This window comes from Acinetobacter sp. 25-47-130, from assembly GCF_056779705.1.
Genome location: NZ_JBWYII010000004.1, coordinates 140,739 through 155,476 on the forward strand (window position 1 = coordinate 140,739; position 14,738 = coordinate 155,476).

Consider the following 14,738-nt stretch of genomic DNA (forward strand, 5'->3'; position numbering starts at 1 on the left):
AAATTTAAAATCTCTAAGGCATAATTTTATTTACTTTTACATAGTCAGCGTTTTTAGTTTTTTTAAACTCTAACCACCCACCATGAATCGAACTAAATGCATCAAGAGTTGTAACAAAACCATAATTCGAAGGATTAAAATCAATTTCCGCAGATTCTAAAGATTTTAATACTTCTTCTGTTTTTGCCCAGCCTTCATTATTTGATATTTGATTAATTAAATTTTGTACAAGCTTTACAAAGAGGCTAAAACTTCGTTTTCTTACTAGCAGCTGACTTCTTACAGTTTTTATTTCAAAAACACCAAGCTCTTTGAACAATTCAGAAATTTTGGATTTCCCATAAGTCCTTGGATCAAATTCGGGTTTAACATTACTAATATATTTACGTACCATAGATAAACTTGCCCACCCATGCTCATCAGACTGATCTTTTACAGCTTTATAAATCAAATTCATTAGTGCAGGTTCAAGCTTTAAACTAGATGCCTTTAAGTCATTATTTATATAATTCTGATCAGGAGATTTGTTATCCTCATCTTTATGATTTTTATTATCTAAATCTAAATTCTCTGTAAAAATAAATGTATCACAGGCTTTTCTAAAAGCTTCTGGAGTGTGTTTTTTACCAAAACCATATACAGATAATCCGCTCTCCCTTATTCTTGACGCAAGTCTAGTGAAATCGCTATCACTTGACACAATACAAAACCCATCAAATGTTCCGCTATAAAGTAAATCCATAGCATCTATTACCAAAGTCATATCGGTAGAATTTTTGCCTGAAGTATAAGCAAACTGCTGAATAGGTATAATTGCATGAGGAAGCAATACATCACGCCATTTTTTTAAATATTCACTACTCCAATCCCCATAAATTCTTTTTACAATGGCTATACCGTACTTAGCAATTTCTTCAAGTAAAGGCTCTACTAAAGCAGCTGAAGAATTATCTGCATCAATCAACACAGCTAGCTTCTTATTACCTATATCCATGGTAAAAATTTCTCACGTTAAATCTAAGTATTATTCAAATAATTTAAAAAAAATGCTGACCTTAGCCAGCATTTCTTCATGTTTACGCTTCAATCCATTTACCATCTTGGTAAATCAAAGACCATTTCGTTTGTTTACCTTCAGGCGTTTCGGAACCAATATATTGCGCTTGGTTTTTACGACTAAATTTCACTAAAGTTGGATTTCCATCAGGGTCAGTATCTGGCGCTTGTAGAATGAACTGATACTTTGGATCAAGTTGTTCGGCAACCGTACGCAATTCTGCAACCTTAGGAGCACGAGTTTCACGTACTTTAGGGAATTTACTTGCTGCTAAGAATAAGCCTGCTGCTCCATCACGTAATATGAAAAAGTCGTCATGTTTCGTTGAGCGCAAATGTTCCATTTTAATCGGGTCGACACGAGGAGGTGCTGGTTGACCATTCTTCAATACTTTACGTGTATTTTCACAGCTTGTGCAGGCAAAATAAGGACCAAAACGCCCTGTCTTTAACTGCATCTCACCATCGCATTTGTCACATGGAATTGTTGGACCATCGTACCCTTTAATTTTGAACTCACCTTCTTCAAGCTCAAAACCTTCGCAGTCTGGATTGTTCCCACAGATATGAAGTTTACGACCACCATCAATAACATAGCTATCCATTGCTGTTTCGCAAATTGGGCAACGTTTTTTCGACATTAAATCTGCGGTTTCTGCAGACTCATCATCAGATAATGCGGCCAAGGACTCTACTGGCGTTAAGTTAAGTGTGCCTTTACAACGTTCTTTCGGTGGTAAGTTATAGCCAGAACAACCTAAGAATACACCTGTGGTACCGGTACGAATCTGCATCGGACGATCACATTCTTTACAATGCACAGCATCAACTTCAACAGGCTGATTACGGCGCATGCCATTTTCACCCTGTGCAGTAGTCAGACGTTTCTTAAAATCACCATAGAAACTATCTAATAACTCTTTCCAATTACGCTCACCATCTGCAACTTTATCCAGTTGACCTTCTAGATCTGCAGTAAATGCATAATTCATTAAGTTGTTAAAACTTTCGTCCAAACGATCTGTAACGATTTCACCCATCTTCTCTGCATAGAGACGACGGTTATCCAATTTCACATAGCCACGATCTTGGATCGTTGAAATAATCGCTGCGTAAGTTGAAGGACGACCAATGCCTTTTTTCTCAAGCTCTTTCACCAATGATGCTTCTGTAAAACGTGCAGGCGGTTTAGTGAAATGTTGCGAAGGATCTAACTTTTGAAGTTGTAGAACTTCACCCACTTTCACAGCAGGCAGTAAAACATCATCATCTGACTTGTTCTGGCCACGTACTTTCGTAAAGCCATCAAATACCAAAGTACGACCTTTAGCTTTAAGCTCTACACCGTTCGCGTCAACCAAGATCGTCGAAGACAAATATTCAGCAGGTGTCATTTGACATGCAACAAACTGACGCCAAATCAGATCATATAGACGCTGAGCATCGCGATCTACGCCTGCAAGCTGATCACCCTTCAACGCAACGTTTGACGGACGAATCGCTTCATGGGCTTCTTGCGCACCTGCTTTATTTCCATAACGGTTTGGCTTTGCAGGAAGATATTTTTCACCATACTCGGTTTCGATATGTCCACGTACCATATTGACCGCATCATCACTCAAGAATGTAGAGTCGGTACGCATATAGGTGATATAACCTGCCTCATACAAGCGCTGTGCCATCGTCATCGTTTTCTTTACAGAGAAACCAAGTCGAGTACTTGCTGCTTGTTGTAAGGTCGAGGTGATATAAGGTGCGCTCGGATTAACTTTGGTCGGTTTATCTTCACGGGCAGCAACTTTAAATTCAGCTTCTTTTAAAACATCCAATAAAGCATCAGTTTGTGCTTTGTTTTGAAGTTTTAATGTCTTACCTGACTGTTTGACTGCTTCTAAACGAATATCATCTTTTTTAGATTTGGTATCTGCAAAAACTTGCCAATATTCTTCAGGAATAAAAGCACGAATTTCTCGCTCACGCTCAACCACAAGTTTCGCAGCAACTGACTGTACACGACCCGCAGATAAACCACGTGCGATCTTCTCCCACAATAGTGGTGAAATCATAAAGCCAACAATACGATCAAGGAAACGGCGTGCTTGTTGTGCATTGACTTTATCAATATCTAAACGAGCAGGCTGTTTAAATGCTTCTTGAATGGCATTTTTAGTAATTTCGTTGAAAACAACACGTCTATAACGAGAGTCATCACCACCAATAACTTCTTTTAAATGCCAAGCAATTGCTTCTCCTTCACGGTCCAAATCGGTTGCGAGATAGACCTCGTCAACCTGCGAAGCAAGCTTTTTCAGTTCTGAAACAACATTTTCTTTACCAGGAAGCACTTCATAGTGTGCTTTCCAACCGTGCTCAGGGTCTACCCCCATACGATTGATCAGTGCCTGTTGAGCTTTTTCAGCTTTCTCTTCAGCAGTCTGTTTGGTACGTGTTACTGGTTTCTTTTCCGTACTTTTTGAAGCACCTGTTGGTAAGTCACGAACATGACCCACAGATGATTTCACAATGTAGTTTGAACCTAAGTATTTATTAATGGTCTTCGCTTTAGCAGGCGACTCGACGATCACTAAAGCACGTTTTTTTCCAGCTTCTGACGATTGAGCTGTAGCGCTTTTGGATGTGGACTTAGGAGCATTCGCCATAGTGAACCGTTATTCCTATAAGATTAAAAAATTAAATTTCAGCCAATTTGTGTAAAAGTGCTTTCATTTCATCAAGTTGTGTAGCATGAAGATCTTCTTCTTCCTTCCAGTACAAACCGACGCAATTAGACTGCATATCAATAGCATAAATCCCTTTTAATGCAATGGGGAAATCATTAAATTTCTCATTCCCGAGAACAACCTTAAGTTTTTCATTTTCAACCAATGCGCGCATTAAAGGTAGGCGACCATCAGGAATGATAACGCTGTAATACGCTACCATACTGGCACGATTTTCTGATGCCATTGGAATATTGGTCCATGAAGGTGCAGCAATCAAACGCGGGTGTAATCCCATTTTTCGCGCTTTCTCACGCATAATCCCCAAAGCTTTTTCTCTTGGATTTACACGTAATCCGAAGATCGAGCCCAGCACAAACACAACGATAAGAATCGTTATCCAAAGTCCAGCATTTTCCATAGTTCACCTTTTGCTTCTTATATTAGAGTTGCATAAGCCGAATATAAAAGGCAAGTTGAAAATTAAAAATACGATTTATAGCGGCATGAAACCAGTATTGAGACCTGAACCAAATAAGGCACGATGTGGTATAACCCACCTAAGCACAGTGCAACTGAAATAAAAAAAAAGCGATAAAATCATCGCTTTTTTCCTAGGCATATTTTAGTTCAAAAACATCTCATGGCTATAAAGTACTTCATGACCATTCCAATAAATATATCCTTTATCAATCATTTCCTTAAGCAATAAACGCACATCCGATTTTGGAAATAGTTGTTCCAATAAATCACGCAGTTCATAAATATCTTTAGGCTTTCCAGATTTTAAAGCATTCAATTTTTGGATGACTTCCAGCTGGACTGGATCTATTTTTTCAAAATTTTTAAATAAATCACTCTGAATGTGCTGAATGTCTTGCGACTCTTCAATTTCAGCTAAAATGTCTTTTGCTTCGATATGTAGCTTCGCCAATAACGCATCTACCTGACCAAGCTTGTGGTCTGCTACTACATCTTCATCAACATTCATATCCAATTGAGCCCACTGCTTTAATACCTTTTTACGAAAGGAAATTTGCTCACCTTCTTTTTTAATCACCTTTAAATTAATGAGCATGCCAATCAATTTAGCGCTGTGCTCGTCATTTATTCGCAACGTATTCTCGATCGAGTTTTTAAGCTTAGCTAAGGTGTTTGGTTTCCCTTCCATACGAACCACAACATCACAATATTGCTTTACTCTAAATAAATCATGATTTTGACGAATAGTTTCAACTGAAGGCACATTGTATTTGAGTTTTGACACAGGTTGCTCTGGTTGTACCTGTATCAAATTACATTGAATGCCAGAAGCTCGCATCATGTCAGCCAACATCGTGCTACAGTCTCGTGCAGAAATCACATCAATCTCTGCGCCATGCTCAACCAATGCCAAGATTTGCCCCACAATCACAGCGTACTCAAATTCTTTTTCTTTTGCCTCAAGCATTTCTAAAATGACAATTTGACCACTACTAATCCAACTCGAAAATTCAGTCAAATCAGTGAGACTGTAATAAAAACTCCCTTTCGAATGAAATAGATAGGTCGTGGTGTAGTGTTGTACAATCTCCCGAAATAACGTCGAAGTCGGCATGTTATTTTCAAGATCTATTAGGACAACTTTAGCGCTCATAGGATAAGATTCAGAATTCGGCAAGTGAAAAGACTATTACAACGACCTTCATATCAAAGGTCAAACTATTTACGCATACTTCTTAATAAATAATCAGTATTTATGTCACGTCTTAATAATGTGGCGGTTTATCCAAAATTGGATCAAATGGAGCAACACCATCGTCAGCATGAGTAGCTTCAACACGTTGATACAAAATTTGCATTTGTTTCTTTAAATCGCTGATTTCACGGCTTTGTAATGCAATTTGAATATTTAACTGATCAACTAATTCATCTAAAAATGCAATTCGGACTTGCAAATCTTCTATGGGTGCGGAAAATGACGCCTGCTCATTTAGATTTTTTTGATTCGACATTATAAGTCCTCATCAGGGGATTTCAGGAAACATTATGGCCTATATTACCTTAAGGGACGTCCAACTCGCATTTGGTGGACCGTACTTACTCGACGGCGCGAATTTTAGTTTAGAACGCGGCGAACGAGTGTGTTTGATTGGCCGTAATGGTGAGGGTAAGTCTACTTTACTTAAACTCATTGATGGAAGTTTATTGCCTGATGCTGGTGAAGTTTCCCTGCAAAATGGCATCACCATTTCTATGCTGGCTCAAGACGTGCCAATGGACTCGGGACGTGTTGCAGATATTGTGGCAGATGGCGCAGGTGAAGCAGCTTCTGTTCTTAGAGCTTATCACGAAGCAAGCGAAGCTTGTGTACTCGGCGATATGGAAGCTTGCGATCGCATGGGTAACTTGCAACATAAAATGGATCAATTAGATGGTTGGGCACTTGAAACTAAAGTGAATTCAATCCTCAGTAAAATGGGACTTGATCCTGATGCTGATTTAGCTGATCTTTCAGGTGGTCGTAAACGTCGTGTGCTTCTTGCACGCGCACTACTCACCCAACCTGATGTTTTGTTACTCGACGAACCAACGAACCATTTAGATGTTGAAAGTATCGAGTGGTTAGAAAAATTCTTACTCGATCAAAATAATTTAACATTACTCTTCATTTCGCATGACCGTTCATTTGTAGACAGTATTGCTACACGTATTGTGGAACTGGATCGTGGCATCTTACGCAGTTATGAAGGGAACTATTCACGTTACCTCGAACTCAAAGCTGCACAGATGGAAGCTGAAGAAAAACAAAATGCGCTATTCGATAAAAAGCTAGCAGAAGAAGAAGTTTGGATTCGTCAAGGCATAAAAGCACGTCGTACCCGTAACGAAGGTCGTGTACGTGCCTTAAAAGCATTACGTGAAGAATCTAAAGCCCGCCGTTCGCAGCAAGGCAAAGTGAGCATGGCTACCCAAGATGCTCAACGTTCAGGCAAAGTGGTCTTCGAAATTGAAAACCTCAGTGTGCAATTTGGCGACAACACTCCAATTATCAAAGATTTTAATGCACTGGTTCTGCGTGGAGATCGTATTGGTCTCGTGGGCGATAACGGTGTCGGTAAAACCACGCTGATCAAAGCAATTTTGGGTCAACAAGAACATTCAGGCACGGTCAAAACAGGTACTCAACTCGAAGTGGCTTATTTTGACCAGCTCCGTAATGTACTCGATCTTGAAAAATCAGTAAAAGATAATGTGGCTGAAGGGTCAGACTTTATCGATATCAATGGCGGGCGTCGTCATATCTATAGCTATTTACAAGACTTCTTGTTCTCACCTGAACGTTCTCGTACGCCTGTAAAAGCCCTTTCTGGTGGTGAACGTAACCGCATTTTATTGGCGAAATTACTGCTTAAACCATCGAACCTCATCGTGATGGATGAGCCAACCAATGACTTGGATATGGTCACGCTTGAACTACTTGAGGAGATGCTCAGCGACTACAAAGGAACATTGCTTCTTATTTCGCATGACCGTGCCTTCATGGACAATGTTGTGACTTCAACTTGGGTATTCGATGGCAAAGGTAATATCGATGAATATGTCGGTGGTTATCAAGACTACCTCATGCAACGTCCTGATCAAACTGTAGTCGATCAAAAATCTGCGGTGAAAAAAGCAGCCGCAAAGGCTGAAGCGGCAGCAGCCCCTGCACCCGCAGTTAAAAAAGTTAAACTAAGCTATAAAGATCAGCGTGCTTTAGAACAACTTCCTGCTGAAATGGAAGCTTTGGAAAAGGAACAAGCCGAGATTAATGCACTTTTAGCAGATGGTTCTTTATTTGTGTCAGATAGTGACAAAGCAACTCAACTTTCAATTCGACTTACTGAAATTGATGAGCTACTTTTAGAGAAATTAGAACGCTGGGAAGCGCTTGAAAGTCTTGCGAATGGTAGCTGATTACCCTAGTAAATAAAAAACTCCGCGCTTGCGGAGTTTTTTTTGTCAAGATTGATCACACTAAACCAATTACTGCAACCAATGCTGCTAGCGCACCTACAATCTTTTTACCTTGTGGAACAAATTTCACCATCAATGCCCCTAAACCCAGTCCAAGAGCATAAATCATTGCCATGGCAGTAATCATGCCTAAAATCTGAATGCGAACATTTCCATTCATCGCTAATTCAGCTCCGTGTGCTGAACCATGAAAAACTGATAGAAACACTGCTGCAATTGGGAAAATTCTGTTCGATTTGGTCCATAAACTTACAGCTAAGATGAACAATGAACCTACAATTCCAATTTCTGTAACGCCATTAGGAATAATTCCATGCGCACCTAAACTGAATCCAGCAACAAGCGCTATAAGCAAGCCCCATGCCCCAATCATCTTCCAAATTTTAGACATGCTCCACATCAAAATGCCGAAACTGAGTGCCATCATCAAATGATCCAATCCTGTAAACGGATGAATGAAGCCCGTCCAAAAATTAGCGTCATGGTGATGATGGCCTGGATGTGCCATTACAAGGCTCGGAACACTTGCCAGAATGAATAGACCGAATTTATTGCATTGTTTCATCCTTTAAGCCCTCTTGTTTAAGCTTTGAATAAACCTTTTTTTTCAATAAAACTGATAATCTCGTTTAAACCATCTTCAGTTTTCATGTTTGAAAACAAGAATGGTTTATCTCCTCGCATACGCTTGGCATCTTGGTCCATCACCTGCAAATTCGCTCCAACCATTGGCGCCAAATCTGTTTTATTGATAATCAGTAAGTCCGACTTGGTAATGCCTGGACCGCCTTTACGTGGAATTTTTTCACCACCAGCAACATCAATCACATATAGCGTCAGATCAGACAGTTCAGGGCTAAACGTTGCTGCCAAATTATCGCCACCACTTTCAATGATAATTAACTCTAGACCAGCAAACTTTTCACATAAGTCATCAATCGCTGCCAAATTGATTGAGGCATCTTCACGAATAGCCGTATGAGGGCAACCGCCAGTTTCCACCCCCACAATACGATCGGGTGACATGGCTTCATGACGAGTTAAGAAGTTGGAATCTTCTTTGGTATAAATATCATTGGTCACCACCGCCATATTGTATTTATTACGCAATGCACGGCATAAATTTAAAGTCAGTGCTGTTTTACCAGATCCGACTGGTCCACCAATTCCGACACGTAAAGGAGAACGTTCTGACATGATTGATTCCTTATGATAATTTTTAAGATCTAAATAAACGCGAATATTGTGTTTCATGGGACATGCTGAGCATGGCATATTGAGGTAAGGCACTACTGAGTTGATGATCTTCTATACACATTGCATGCGTTATGGCATCTGGGACTAAACCATGTAAATGCCACAAAATTCGTTGACCACTCATCTGACCGAGCGGCACAGTTTTGACTGCGCCAAGTACTTGGTTTTCTAAAACAGTAAATGTATACGCCGTTAAAACATCTTCGATATTCAGATCCAATCGCCCACATAACTGAGCATATACAGGTACAAATCCAAGTTGTTTTTTGACCGTAACGGGCATTTTCAATACATCTTTAATCCATGCGTTCAAGGAAAATGCCAACTGCTGCGATTCAGCCAATAACTCACGACTTTCACGACTGGCTCGATACAACTGCGCCCAATGATTAAACTGCTGTTCATCATCATGGGCCTGCATCAAACGCTTCAATACAGGTAGCTCAAAACGAACCAAAAGCATTTCCAGAACTTCTTCGAAGTACGCAATACTGGATTGCTCATCATGGATCAAACCTTGATCGATCGCACTTTCAACACCTTGCGAATAGCAATAAGCGCCTACAGGCAAAGCTGTAGAGGACAAAGTTAACAGTTTGAGTAAGTGAGCTGCATTAGTGATGCGCATGAGCATGAATCGCTTTGATTGGGCTGAGACGATGATCATGTCCATGCTGAGCATAAGCACCACTTTCTGGCTCAAATGGATGATTCACTTCCGTCACCATTAAACCCAATCCTTCGACCATTTCTGCTAAGACATGATCAGGTTCAAAATATAATGCATGAGGAGTGAGCATAAGAGGGACATGACGATTCCCTAAATGATAGGCTGCTTTCAAAAGCTCAAATTCAGATGAAGCTTGGACACACATTAGGCGTTCAGGCAATGCATCCACCCGCAGTAAGTCACCTGATTCAGTTGCTATAAATGATCCTCCGCGAAGAATACCTGTACGCGGTAAATCTGCACCAATATCGCACCCTGAAACTAAAGTTGCACGAAAACGGCTCTTTTGTCGTGTATCAAAGTTGAGTTGCACAGTTTCGAAAGCTTGATCTTCTGTCACTGCTTCTATTCTTTGAGTATAGATTTTCATGCCTTTCCTATTGTCACTTGAATACTTTGCTTTAATTTCAACTCGCGAAATGTCTTGTTCAACATCAATCCATTTACGCATCAAAATTAAGCATTATTCATGCCAACATGAAATCTATTGGTGCATCCCCTTCTTTCTTATTAAATAATATTCAATGATCTATAAAAATGTTTAAGCCCAAATCACCAAGATTGCTGCAATCACCACTAAAGCTAATCCCCAGTGTTCGGCTTTCGCTAGCTTTTCTTTAAAGAAGTAAGCGGAGATCAACAAACTAAACAAAATCTCAATCTGACCGAGTGTTTTCACCACTGGTACACTCATCATGCTCATTGCAGTGAACCATCCAAGTGATGCCATAAAACTACATACACTGACTTTAAAGGTCAGTCCTAGACGTTGCCACATCGCCAGCAGCGTTTGACGACTGAATAAGCTCAGATACAAAAGCATACTCAGACATTGAAAACCAATCACCGACAGCAATACCCATGCAGCACGATGAATCAAGGGTAGCATTGTCAGTTCGAGACTCGCTTCTCTGACCAGCAATGAAGTGATAGCAAAGCACAAGCCACTTCCGATGCCAATTATCAGTGTTTTGGGTGAAAATCCAGTAAAACCATGTCCCCGACTCAACAGAAACACAGCAAAACCACCCAGTAACACCCCAAACCATGCCAACCATGACAAATGATCAGAGAGAAAAGCAACGCCAATGATTGCAGCTAAGATCGCTTCACTTTTAGCCAGTCCCACGCCAATGGCATAGTTTTTTTGTTTAAATAACTGCACCATCAATGCAGTGGCTAAAATTTGGCTAATGCCTGCGATAAAAATATAAACCCAATATTTTGTCGTAAATTGAACAGTCGCTGTTACCGGTGAAAAGTGATAAAGGCTACTCAAATAAATCAATGCAAAAGGCAAGGCGAAGATAAAGCGTGCAAGGGTCACGCCCCATACATCGACAGTGGTACTCAGTTGTTTTTGAAAAGCATTGCGCCATGCCTGCATAAAAGCAGCCATGAGGGTAAAGAGAATCCAACTGAACGCCATAAAAATATCACTTTAATGAGTAGGACTGACGGGTTTTATTCTATGCCTCATCCAGTGTAATGACTAATCAAAAAAGGATTGTATGTAGATAGCATAAAGTTTGATTTTATTCGTTAGATAAAAAGATGATATTTTTTGAGCTAACATTCCTCGTGTAACTGTCACCTAAATCAGTTGAAGTAACATCGTATCTAAATTGCATAACATTGAGATCACTGATAAATTTTTCACATGAATATTTTTATATGTTAAAAGTATGTAATTAGACTCTAAGTCTAATTGCAAGATGCTGCCCCTTAATGCAGTATTTACTTATAAAAAAAATGATTTATCAGTGACGATATTTCACCCTATACCCGATAGCCGGAAGCCATCTCAGGTAAGGACCTACAATGACCAGCTTACAATATTATCAAACTATTTTTGATAAAGCGGGCGATGCAATTTTTGTACATGATATTGGCAGTGTCCAATTTATGGATGCCAATGAAGCCGCTGTAGAACTTACTGGATATAGTAAATCTGAATTGACACAAATGAACGTTGAAAAGATCAGTGCTTTTCAACATGGTTTTGATTTGCATCATGCACTCCGAAAAGTTCAACAGGCCGCCACTACAAAAGACGAAGCAATCACATTTGAATGGTTAATAGAGTCTCAAGACCAACGTCATATCCCAGTTGAAGTATGTCTTAAAAAAGTTGAGATTGAAAATAAACCAAAGCTTCTCGCTCTAGTACGTAACATCAGCGAAATCAAAAAGTATCAATATGCTCTACAGTCTAAAGATCAATATTTCAAAATGCTGCTTGAGCATTCTGGAGATGGAATTGCTATTCTCGACTTACAAGGCAAACTACTTTATGCCAGCCCATCATTACAAGGTATTCTTGGTTATCGGGATCGCTTTGTACTCAATAAGAATGTGTTAACTGCAATTCATCCTGATGATCGTATTAAAGTCAGACAGCTTCTATTTAAGAAAACAGAACAACGTGCAGTTGGTGTGATTCATTACAAAATCTTGCACCACAATGGAAAATGGCGACACCACGAGGCAACCTATCGTAACTTATTAGATCACCCTGATATTCAGGGAATATTGGTGAATTATCGTGATATCACTGAGCGTATTGAGGCTGAAGAAAAAGCACGTGCTCGTGAAAAGCAACTTGGTCATATGTCACGTTGCAAAACGATGGGCGAACTGGCTACAGCGCTCGCCCACGAATTAAATCAACCACTGGCTGCACTCAACAATTACGTTGGAGGTAGTATTATTCGCATTCAAAACGGTTTAGCCAACACACAAGAGACTCTTGATGCCCTCAATGCTGCTTTAAATCAAACACATCGCGTCAATGGCATTATTCACAGCATGAGAAGCTTTTTACGTAAAGGCGAAGCGAATTTCCAGATTCATTCTATGAGTCATCTTATTCAAGAGTTACATCCTTTGATTAAGCTTAAAGCAGATCAAGGTGGATGTACCATCCATTATGAATTAAGTGTTTCGCCTATTTTTATATCAGCAGATGAAACGCTCTTTAGCCAAGTCATTATCAATCTCGTTTTCAATGCGGTCGATGCTCTACAAACTAACCCTGAGGGTGAAAGGGACATTTATATCCGCACTTGGCAACATAACCAACATGCTCGAATTGCAATTGCAGATAATGGGCCTGGACTCGAAGGGCAAAATCCAGAACAAATTTTTGAATCTTTCTATTCAAGTAAAAACAACAGCATGGGTATTGGCTTAACTCTGTCTCGAAGCATCATTGAAAACCATCATGGTTATTTATGGGTCTGTGAAGGTGAGTCCGGCGCTATTTTTAATATCTCTTTAGCAGCACAGGAGCGTGCAAAATGTATTTAACTAATTCTCATGTTCCCGAGCCCATTGTGTATGTGATAGATGATGATCAAGACATTTGTAATTCACTCACATGGTTGCTTGATTCAGTGCAACTCGAAACTAAAACATTCAATAGTGCGACTGAATTCCTGAATTTTCAGCGCCCGCAAACGCCTGCATGTTTAATTCTTGATATTCGTATGCGAGGGATGAGTGGCTTGCAACTACAACAACAATTGAATCAACAAAAAATCCGTATGCCAATCATTTTCATGACTGGTCACGGCGACATTCCAATGTCGGTCAATGCGATGAAAGCTGGGGCATTTGATTTTTTAGAAAAACCTTTTAATCCACAGCATATGCTTAATCAAATCCAAGCCTGTCTGCAACTTGCTGAACAAGACTTTATTGAAGAAGAAAAACGTCAAGAGCAGATGATTAAATTGAAATCTTTATCACCAAGAGAAAGTGAGATTATCAATTTATTGGTCGATGGACTTTCGAGTAAACATATCGCACAAATGTTGAATATCAGCCATAAAACAGTAGAAATTCACCGCACTCATATTCGTCAGAAATTAGGAACTGAATCTATCGCACAGATCGTCAATATGGTCTTGATGTGTCGTGATCGCTCAGTACCGGCGATGGGTTAACCATCGCCTGAGCGGGAGAAAGATGATATGTTCGATTAAAAAAAACGATCAAAATGAATTTGTTGTTGTGGAATACCAGCTTGGTGAGCCATTTGTTCAATTGATTTCACCATCGGTGGTGGACCTGCACAATAGATTTCATGCTCAATCAATTGTTCACCTAATACATCTTGAATGACATCATGAATAAAGCCTGAACGGATACCTTCAATGAATTCAGAGGAGGTTGCAGGTACATAATTGAGGCGTTCCCCTAATTCTGTCCAGTCACGTAATTGATTTTCAGTGAACAAATCACGCTGTTCACGTCCACCATGGAAAAACCAGAGTTTGTGATTTTTCAAATGTGGATTGACTGCAACACCACGTGCAATCGCTAACATGGGGGCAAGACCTGAACCGCCTGCCACACAGACAATCGGACGAGGTTGTTCTTGTAAATGTGCTAAACCGTATGGACCATCAATTTGTATTTCTGCTTGTTCACGCAACTGTTCATCAAACAGTACATTGGTCATCTTACCATCAGGAACACGGCGGATTTGGAAGACCCATAAACCGTTGTCATTCGGCAGATTGGACATCGAATAGGCACGAAGTAACTCTTGATTCACCCAAACTAAGGCATATTGTCCTGGGATAAATTGTGCAGGTTCATCGGATTGCAAATGCACTTCCAAAATATCGTGAGTCACCAATTGCACATGTTTAAGCTTCACTTTTTGTAATTTTGGAATCACTTTGGGTACGCATTTTTCATCTAAACGAAGCTTAATCACGCAATCCGATTTAGGACGACATTGACACGCCAGTAACCGACCTTTACGTTTATCACGATCGCTTAATCCAGGTGCATCTGCCCATAAATTTTCCACTTCGCCTGACAGGACATCGATTTTACACGTTCCGCAACCACCCGCATTACATTCGTAAGGAATGCCTAGCCCTTCACGTAAGCCACCACGGAGCAATACATCATCCGCTGCGCAGTTGAATGTGCCCTGACCTTCGATTTGAATTTTATACATC

At 40.0% G+C, this 14,738-nt stretch carries 14 protein-coding genes and 1 pseudogene; 3 read left to right on the forward strand and 12 right to left on the reverse strand.

The genetic code is table 11. The features are described from left to right. Window positions 1-13: 13 nt before the first annotated feature. From AC1M83_RS07820 to AC1M83_RS07845, 6 genes and pseudogenes are all read right to left on the reverse strand, one after another. The gene (locus AC1M83_RS07820; RefSeq protein WP_373683324.1) at window positions 14-271 is read right to left on the reverse strand and encodes an OST-HTH/LOTUS domain-containing protein; all 258 of its coding nucleotides are present in this window, start codon (window positions 269-271) and stop codon (window positions 14-16) included. After that, window positions 257-994, reverse strand: a pseudogene (locus AC1M83_RS07825) (NYN domain-containing protein); the annotation flags it as partial. The gene AC1M83_RS07820 and the pseudogene AC1M83_RS07825, both read right to left, overlap by 15 nt. Before the next feature lie 82 nt (window positions 995-1,076). Then, on the reverse strand, window positions 1,077-3,716 hold the full coding sequence (gene topA / locus AC1M83_RS07830; protein ID WP_481590381.1) for a type I DNA topoisomerase: 2,640 nt from the start codon (window positions 3,714-3,716) through the stop codon (window positions 1,077-1,079). A 31-nt stretch (window positions 3,717-3,747) separates the two neighbouring features. Further along, window positions 3,748-4,197, reverse strand: coding sequence for an ammonium transporter (locus AC1M83_RS07835; protein WP_481590382.1), 450 nt, complete (start codon window positions 4,195-4,197; stop codon window positions 3,748-3,750). A gap of 204 nt (window positions 4,198-4,401) precedes the next feature. Next, window positions 4,402-5,412, reverse strand: a complete 1,011-nt coding sequence (locus AC1M83_RS07840; RefSeq protein ID WP_481590383.1) for a hypothetical protein — start codon at window positions 5,410-5,412, stop codon at window positions 4,402-4,404. A 112-nt stretch (window positions 5,413-5,524) separates the two neighbouring features. Beyond that, window positions 5,525-5,770 carry a SlyX family protein gene (locus tag AC1M83_RS07845; RefSeq protein ID WP_035266784.1) on the reverse strand — a complete coding sequence of 82 codons (246 nt, stop codon included), beginning with the start codon at window positions 5,768-5,770 and terminating at the stop codon, window positions 5,525-5,527. A gap of 34 nt (window positions 5,771-5,804) precedes the next feature. Between AC1M83_RS07845 and AC1M83_RS07850 the strand changes: the two genes are divergently transcribed. Then, complete coding sequence (locus AC1M83_RS07850; RefSeq protein ID WP_481590384.1) at window positions 5,805-7,715, forward strand: ATP-binding cassette domain-containing protein; 1,911 nt, start codon at window positions 5,805-5,807, stop codon at window positions 7,713-7,715. A gap of 55 nt (window positions 7,716-7,770) precedes the next feature. Here the strand turns inward: AC1M83_RS07850 and AC1M83_RS07855 are convergent, their stop codons facing one another. From AC1M83_RS07855 to AC1M83_RS07875, 5 genes are all read right to left on the reverse strand, one after another. Then, the gene (locus AC1M83_RS07855; RefSeq protein ID WP_481590385.1) at window positions 7,771-8,340 is read right to left on the reverse strand and encodes a HupE/UreJ family protein; all 570 of its coding nucleotides are present in this window, start codon (window positions 8,338-8,340) and stop codon (window positions 7,771-7,773) included. Between the two features lie 17 nt (window positions 8,341-8,357). Next, complete coding sequence (gene ureG, locus AC1M83_RS07860; RefSeq protein ID WP_481590386.1) at window positions 8,358-8,972, reverse strand: urease accessory protein UreG; 615 nt, start codon at window positions 8,970-8,972, stop codon at window positions 8,358-8,360. Window positions 8,973-8,994: 22 nt separating this feature from the next. Further along, window positions 8,995-9,660, reverse strand: a complete 666-nt coding sequence (locus AC1M83_RS07865; protein WP_481590387.1) for an urease accessory protein UreF — start codon at window positions 9,658-9,660, stop codon at window positions 8,995-8,997. Next, the gene (gene ureE / locus AC1M83_RS07870) at window positions 9,647-10,132 is read right to left on the reverse strand and encodes an urease accessory protein UreE (protein WP_481590388.1); all 486 of its coding nucleotides are present in this window, start codon (window positions 10,130-10,132) and stop codon (window positions 9,647-9,649) included. The genes AC1M83_RS07865 and ureE overlap by 14 nt, the downstream gene beginning before the upstream one ends. Window positions 10,133-10,303: 171 nt before the next feature. Further along, the gene (locus tag AC1M83_RS07875) at window positions 10,304-11,191 is read right to left on the reverse strand and encodes a DMT family transporter (protein ID WP_481590389.1); all 888 of its coding nucleotides are present in this window, start codon (window positions 11,189-11,191) and stop codon (window positions 10,304-10,306) included. A 392-nt stretch (window positions 11,192-11,583) separates the two neighbouring features. Between AC1M83_RS07875 and AC1M83_RS07880 the strand changes: the two genes are divergently transcribed. Continuing rightward, a complete protein-coding gene (locus tag AC1M83_RS07880; RefSeq protein WP_481590390.1) occupies window positions 11,584-13,071 on the forward strand; it encodes a PAS domain S-box protein in 1,488 nt (495 codons plus the stop codon). Beyond that, a complete protein-coding gene (locus AC1M83_RS07885) occupies window positions 13,062-13,709 on the forward strand; it encodes a response regulator transcription factor (protein WP_481590391.1) in 648 nt (215 codons plus the stop codon). The genes AC1M83_RS07880 and AC1M83_RS07885 overlap by 10 nt, the downstream gene beginning before the upstream one ends. A 35-nt stretch (window positions 13,710-13,744) precedes the next feature. Here the strand turns inward: AC1M83_RS07885 and AC1M83_RS07890 are convergent, their stop codons facing one another. Further along, complete coding sequence (locus tag AC1M83_RS07890; RefSeq protein ID WP_218947385.1) at window positions 13,745-14,737, reverse strand: 2Fe-2S iron-sulfur cluster-binding protein; 993 nt, start codon at window positions 14,735-14,737, stop codon at window positions 13,745-13,747. Window position 14,738: the final 1 nt, after the last annotated feature.

What these genes read in the sequence shown, in the direction of transcription:
- topA (WP_481590381.1), bottom strand. Translation starts at nt 3,716, where the DNA reads ATGGCGAATGCTCCTAAGTCCACATCCAAAAGCGCTACAGCTCAATCG.
- AC1M83_RS07835 (WP_481590382.1), bottom strand. Translation starts at nt 4,197, where the DNA reads ATGGAAAATGCTGGACTTTGGATAACGATTCTTATCGTTGTGTTTGTG.
- AC1M83_RS07840 (WP_481590383.1), bottom strand. Translation starts at nt 5,412, where the DNA reads ATGAGCGCTAAAGTTGTCCTAATAGATCTTGAAAATAACATGCCGACT.
- AC1M83_RS07845 (WP_035266784.1), bottom strand. Translation starts at nt 5,770, where the DNA reads ATGTCGAATCAAAAAAATCTAAATGAGCAGGCGTCATTTTCCGCACCC.
- AC1M83_RS07850 (WP_481590384.1), top strand. Translation starts at nt 5,805, where the DNA reads ATGGCCTATATTACCTTAAGGGACGTCCAACTCGCATTTGGTGGACCG.
- AC1M83_RS07855 (WP_481590385.1), bottom strand. Translation starts at nt 8,340, where the DNA reads ATGAAACAATGCAATAAATTCGGTCTATTCATTCTGGCAAGTGTTCCG.
- ureG (WP_481590386.1), bottom strand. Translation starts at nt 8,972, where the DNA reads ATGTCAGAACGTTCTCCTTTACGTGTCGGAATTGGTGGACCAGTCGGA.
- AC1M83_RS07865 (WP_481590387.1), bottom strand. Translation starts at nt 9,660, where the DNA reads ATGCGCATCACTAATGCAGCTCACTTACTCAAACTGTTAACTTTGTCC.
- ureE (WP_481590388.1), bottom strand. Translation starts at nt 10,132, where the DNA reads ATGAAAATCTATACTCAAAGAATAGAAGCAGTGACAGAAGATCAAGCT.
- AC1M83_RS07875 (WP_481590389.1), bottom strand. Translation starts at nt 11,191, where the DNA reads ATGGCGTTCAGTTGGATTCTCTTTACCCTCATGGCTGCTTTTATGCAG.
- AC1M83_RS07880 (WP_481590390.1), top strand. Translation starts at nt 11,584, where the DNA reads ATGACCAGCTTACAATATTATCAAACTATTTTTGATAAAGCGGGCGAT.
- AC1M83_RS07885 (WP_481590391.1), top strand. Translation starts at nt 13,062, where the DNA reads ATGTATTTAACTAATTCTCATGTTCCCGAGCCCATTGTGTATGTGATA.
- AC1M83_RS07890 (WP_218947385.1), bottom strand. Translation starts at nt 14,737, where the DNA reads ATGTATAAAATTCAAATCGAAGGTCAGGGCACATTCAACTGCGCAGCG.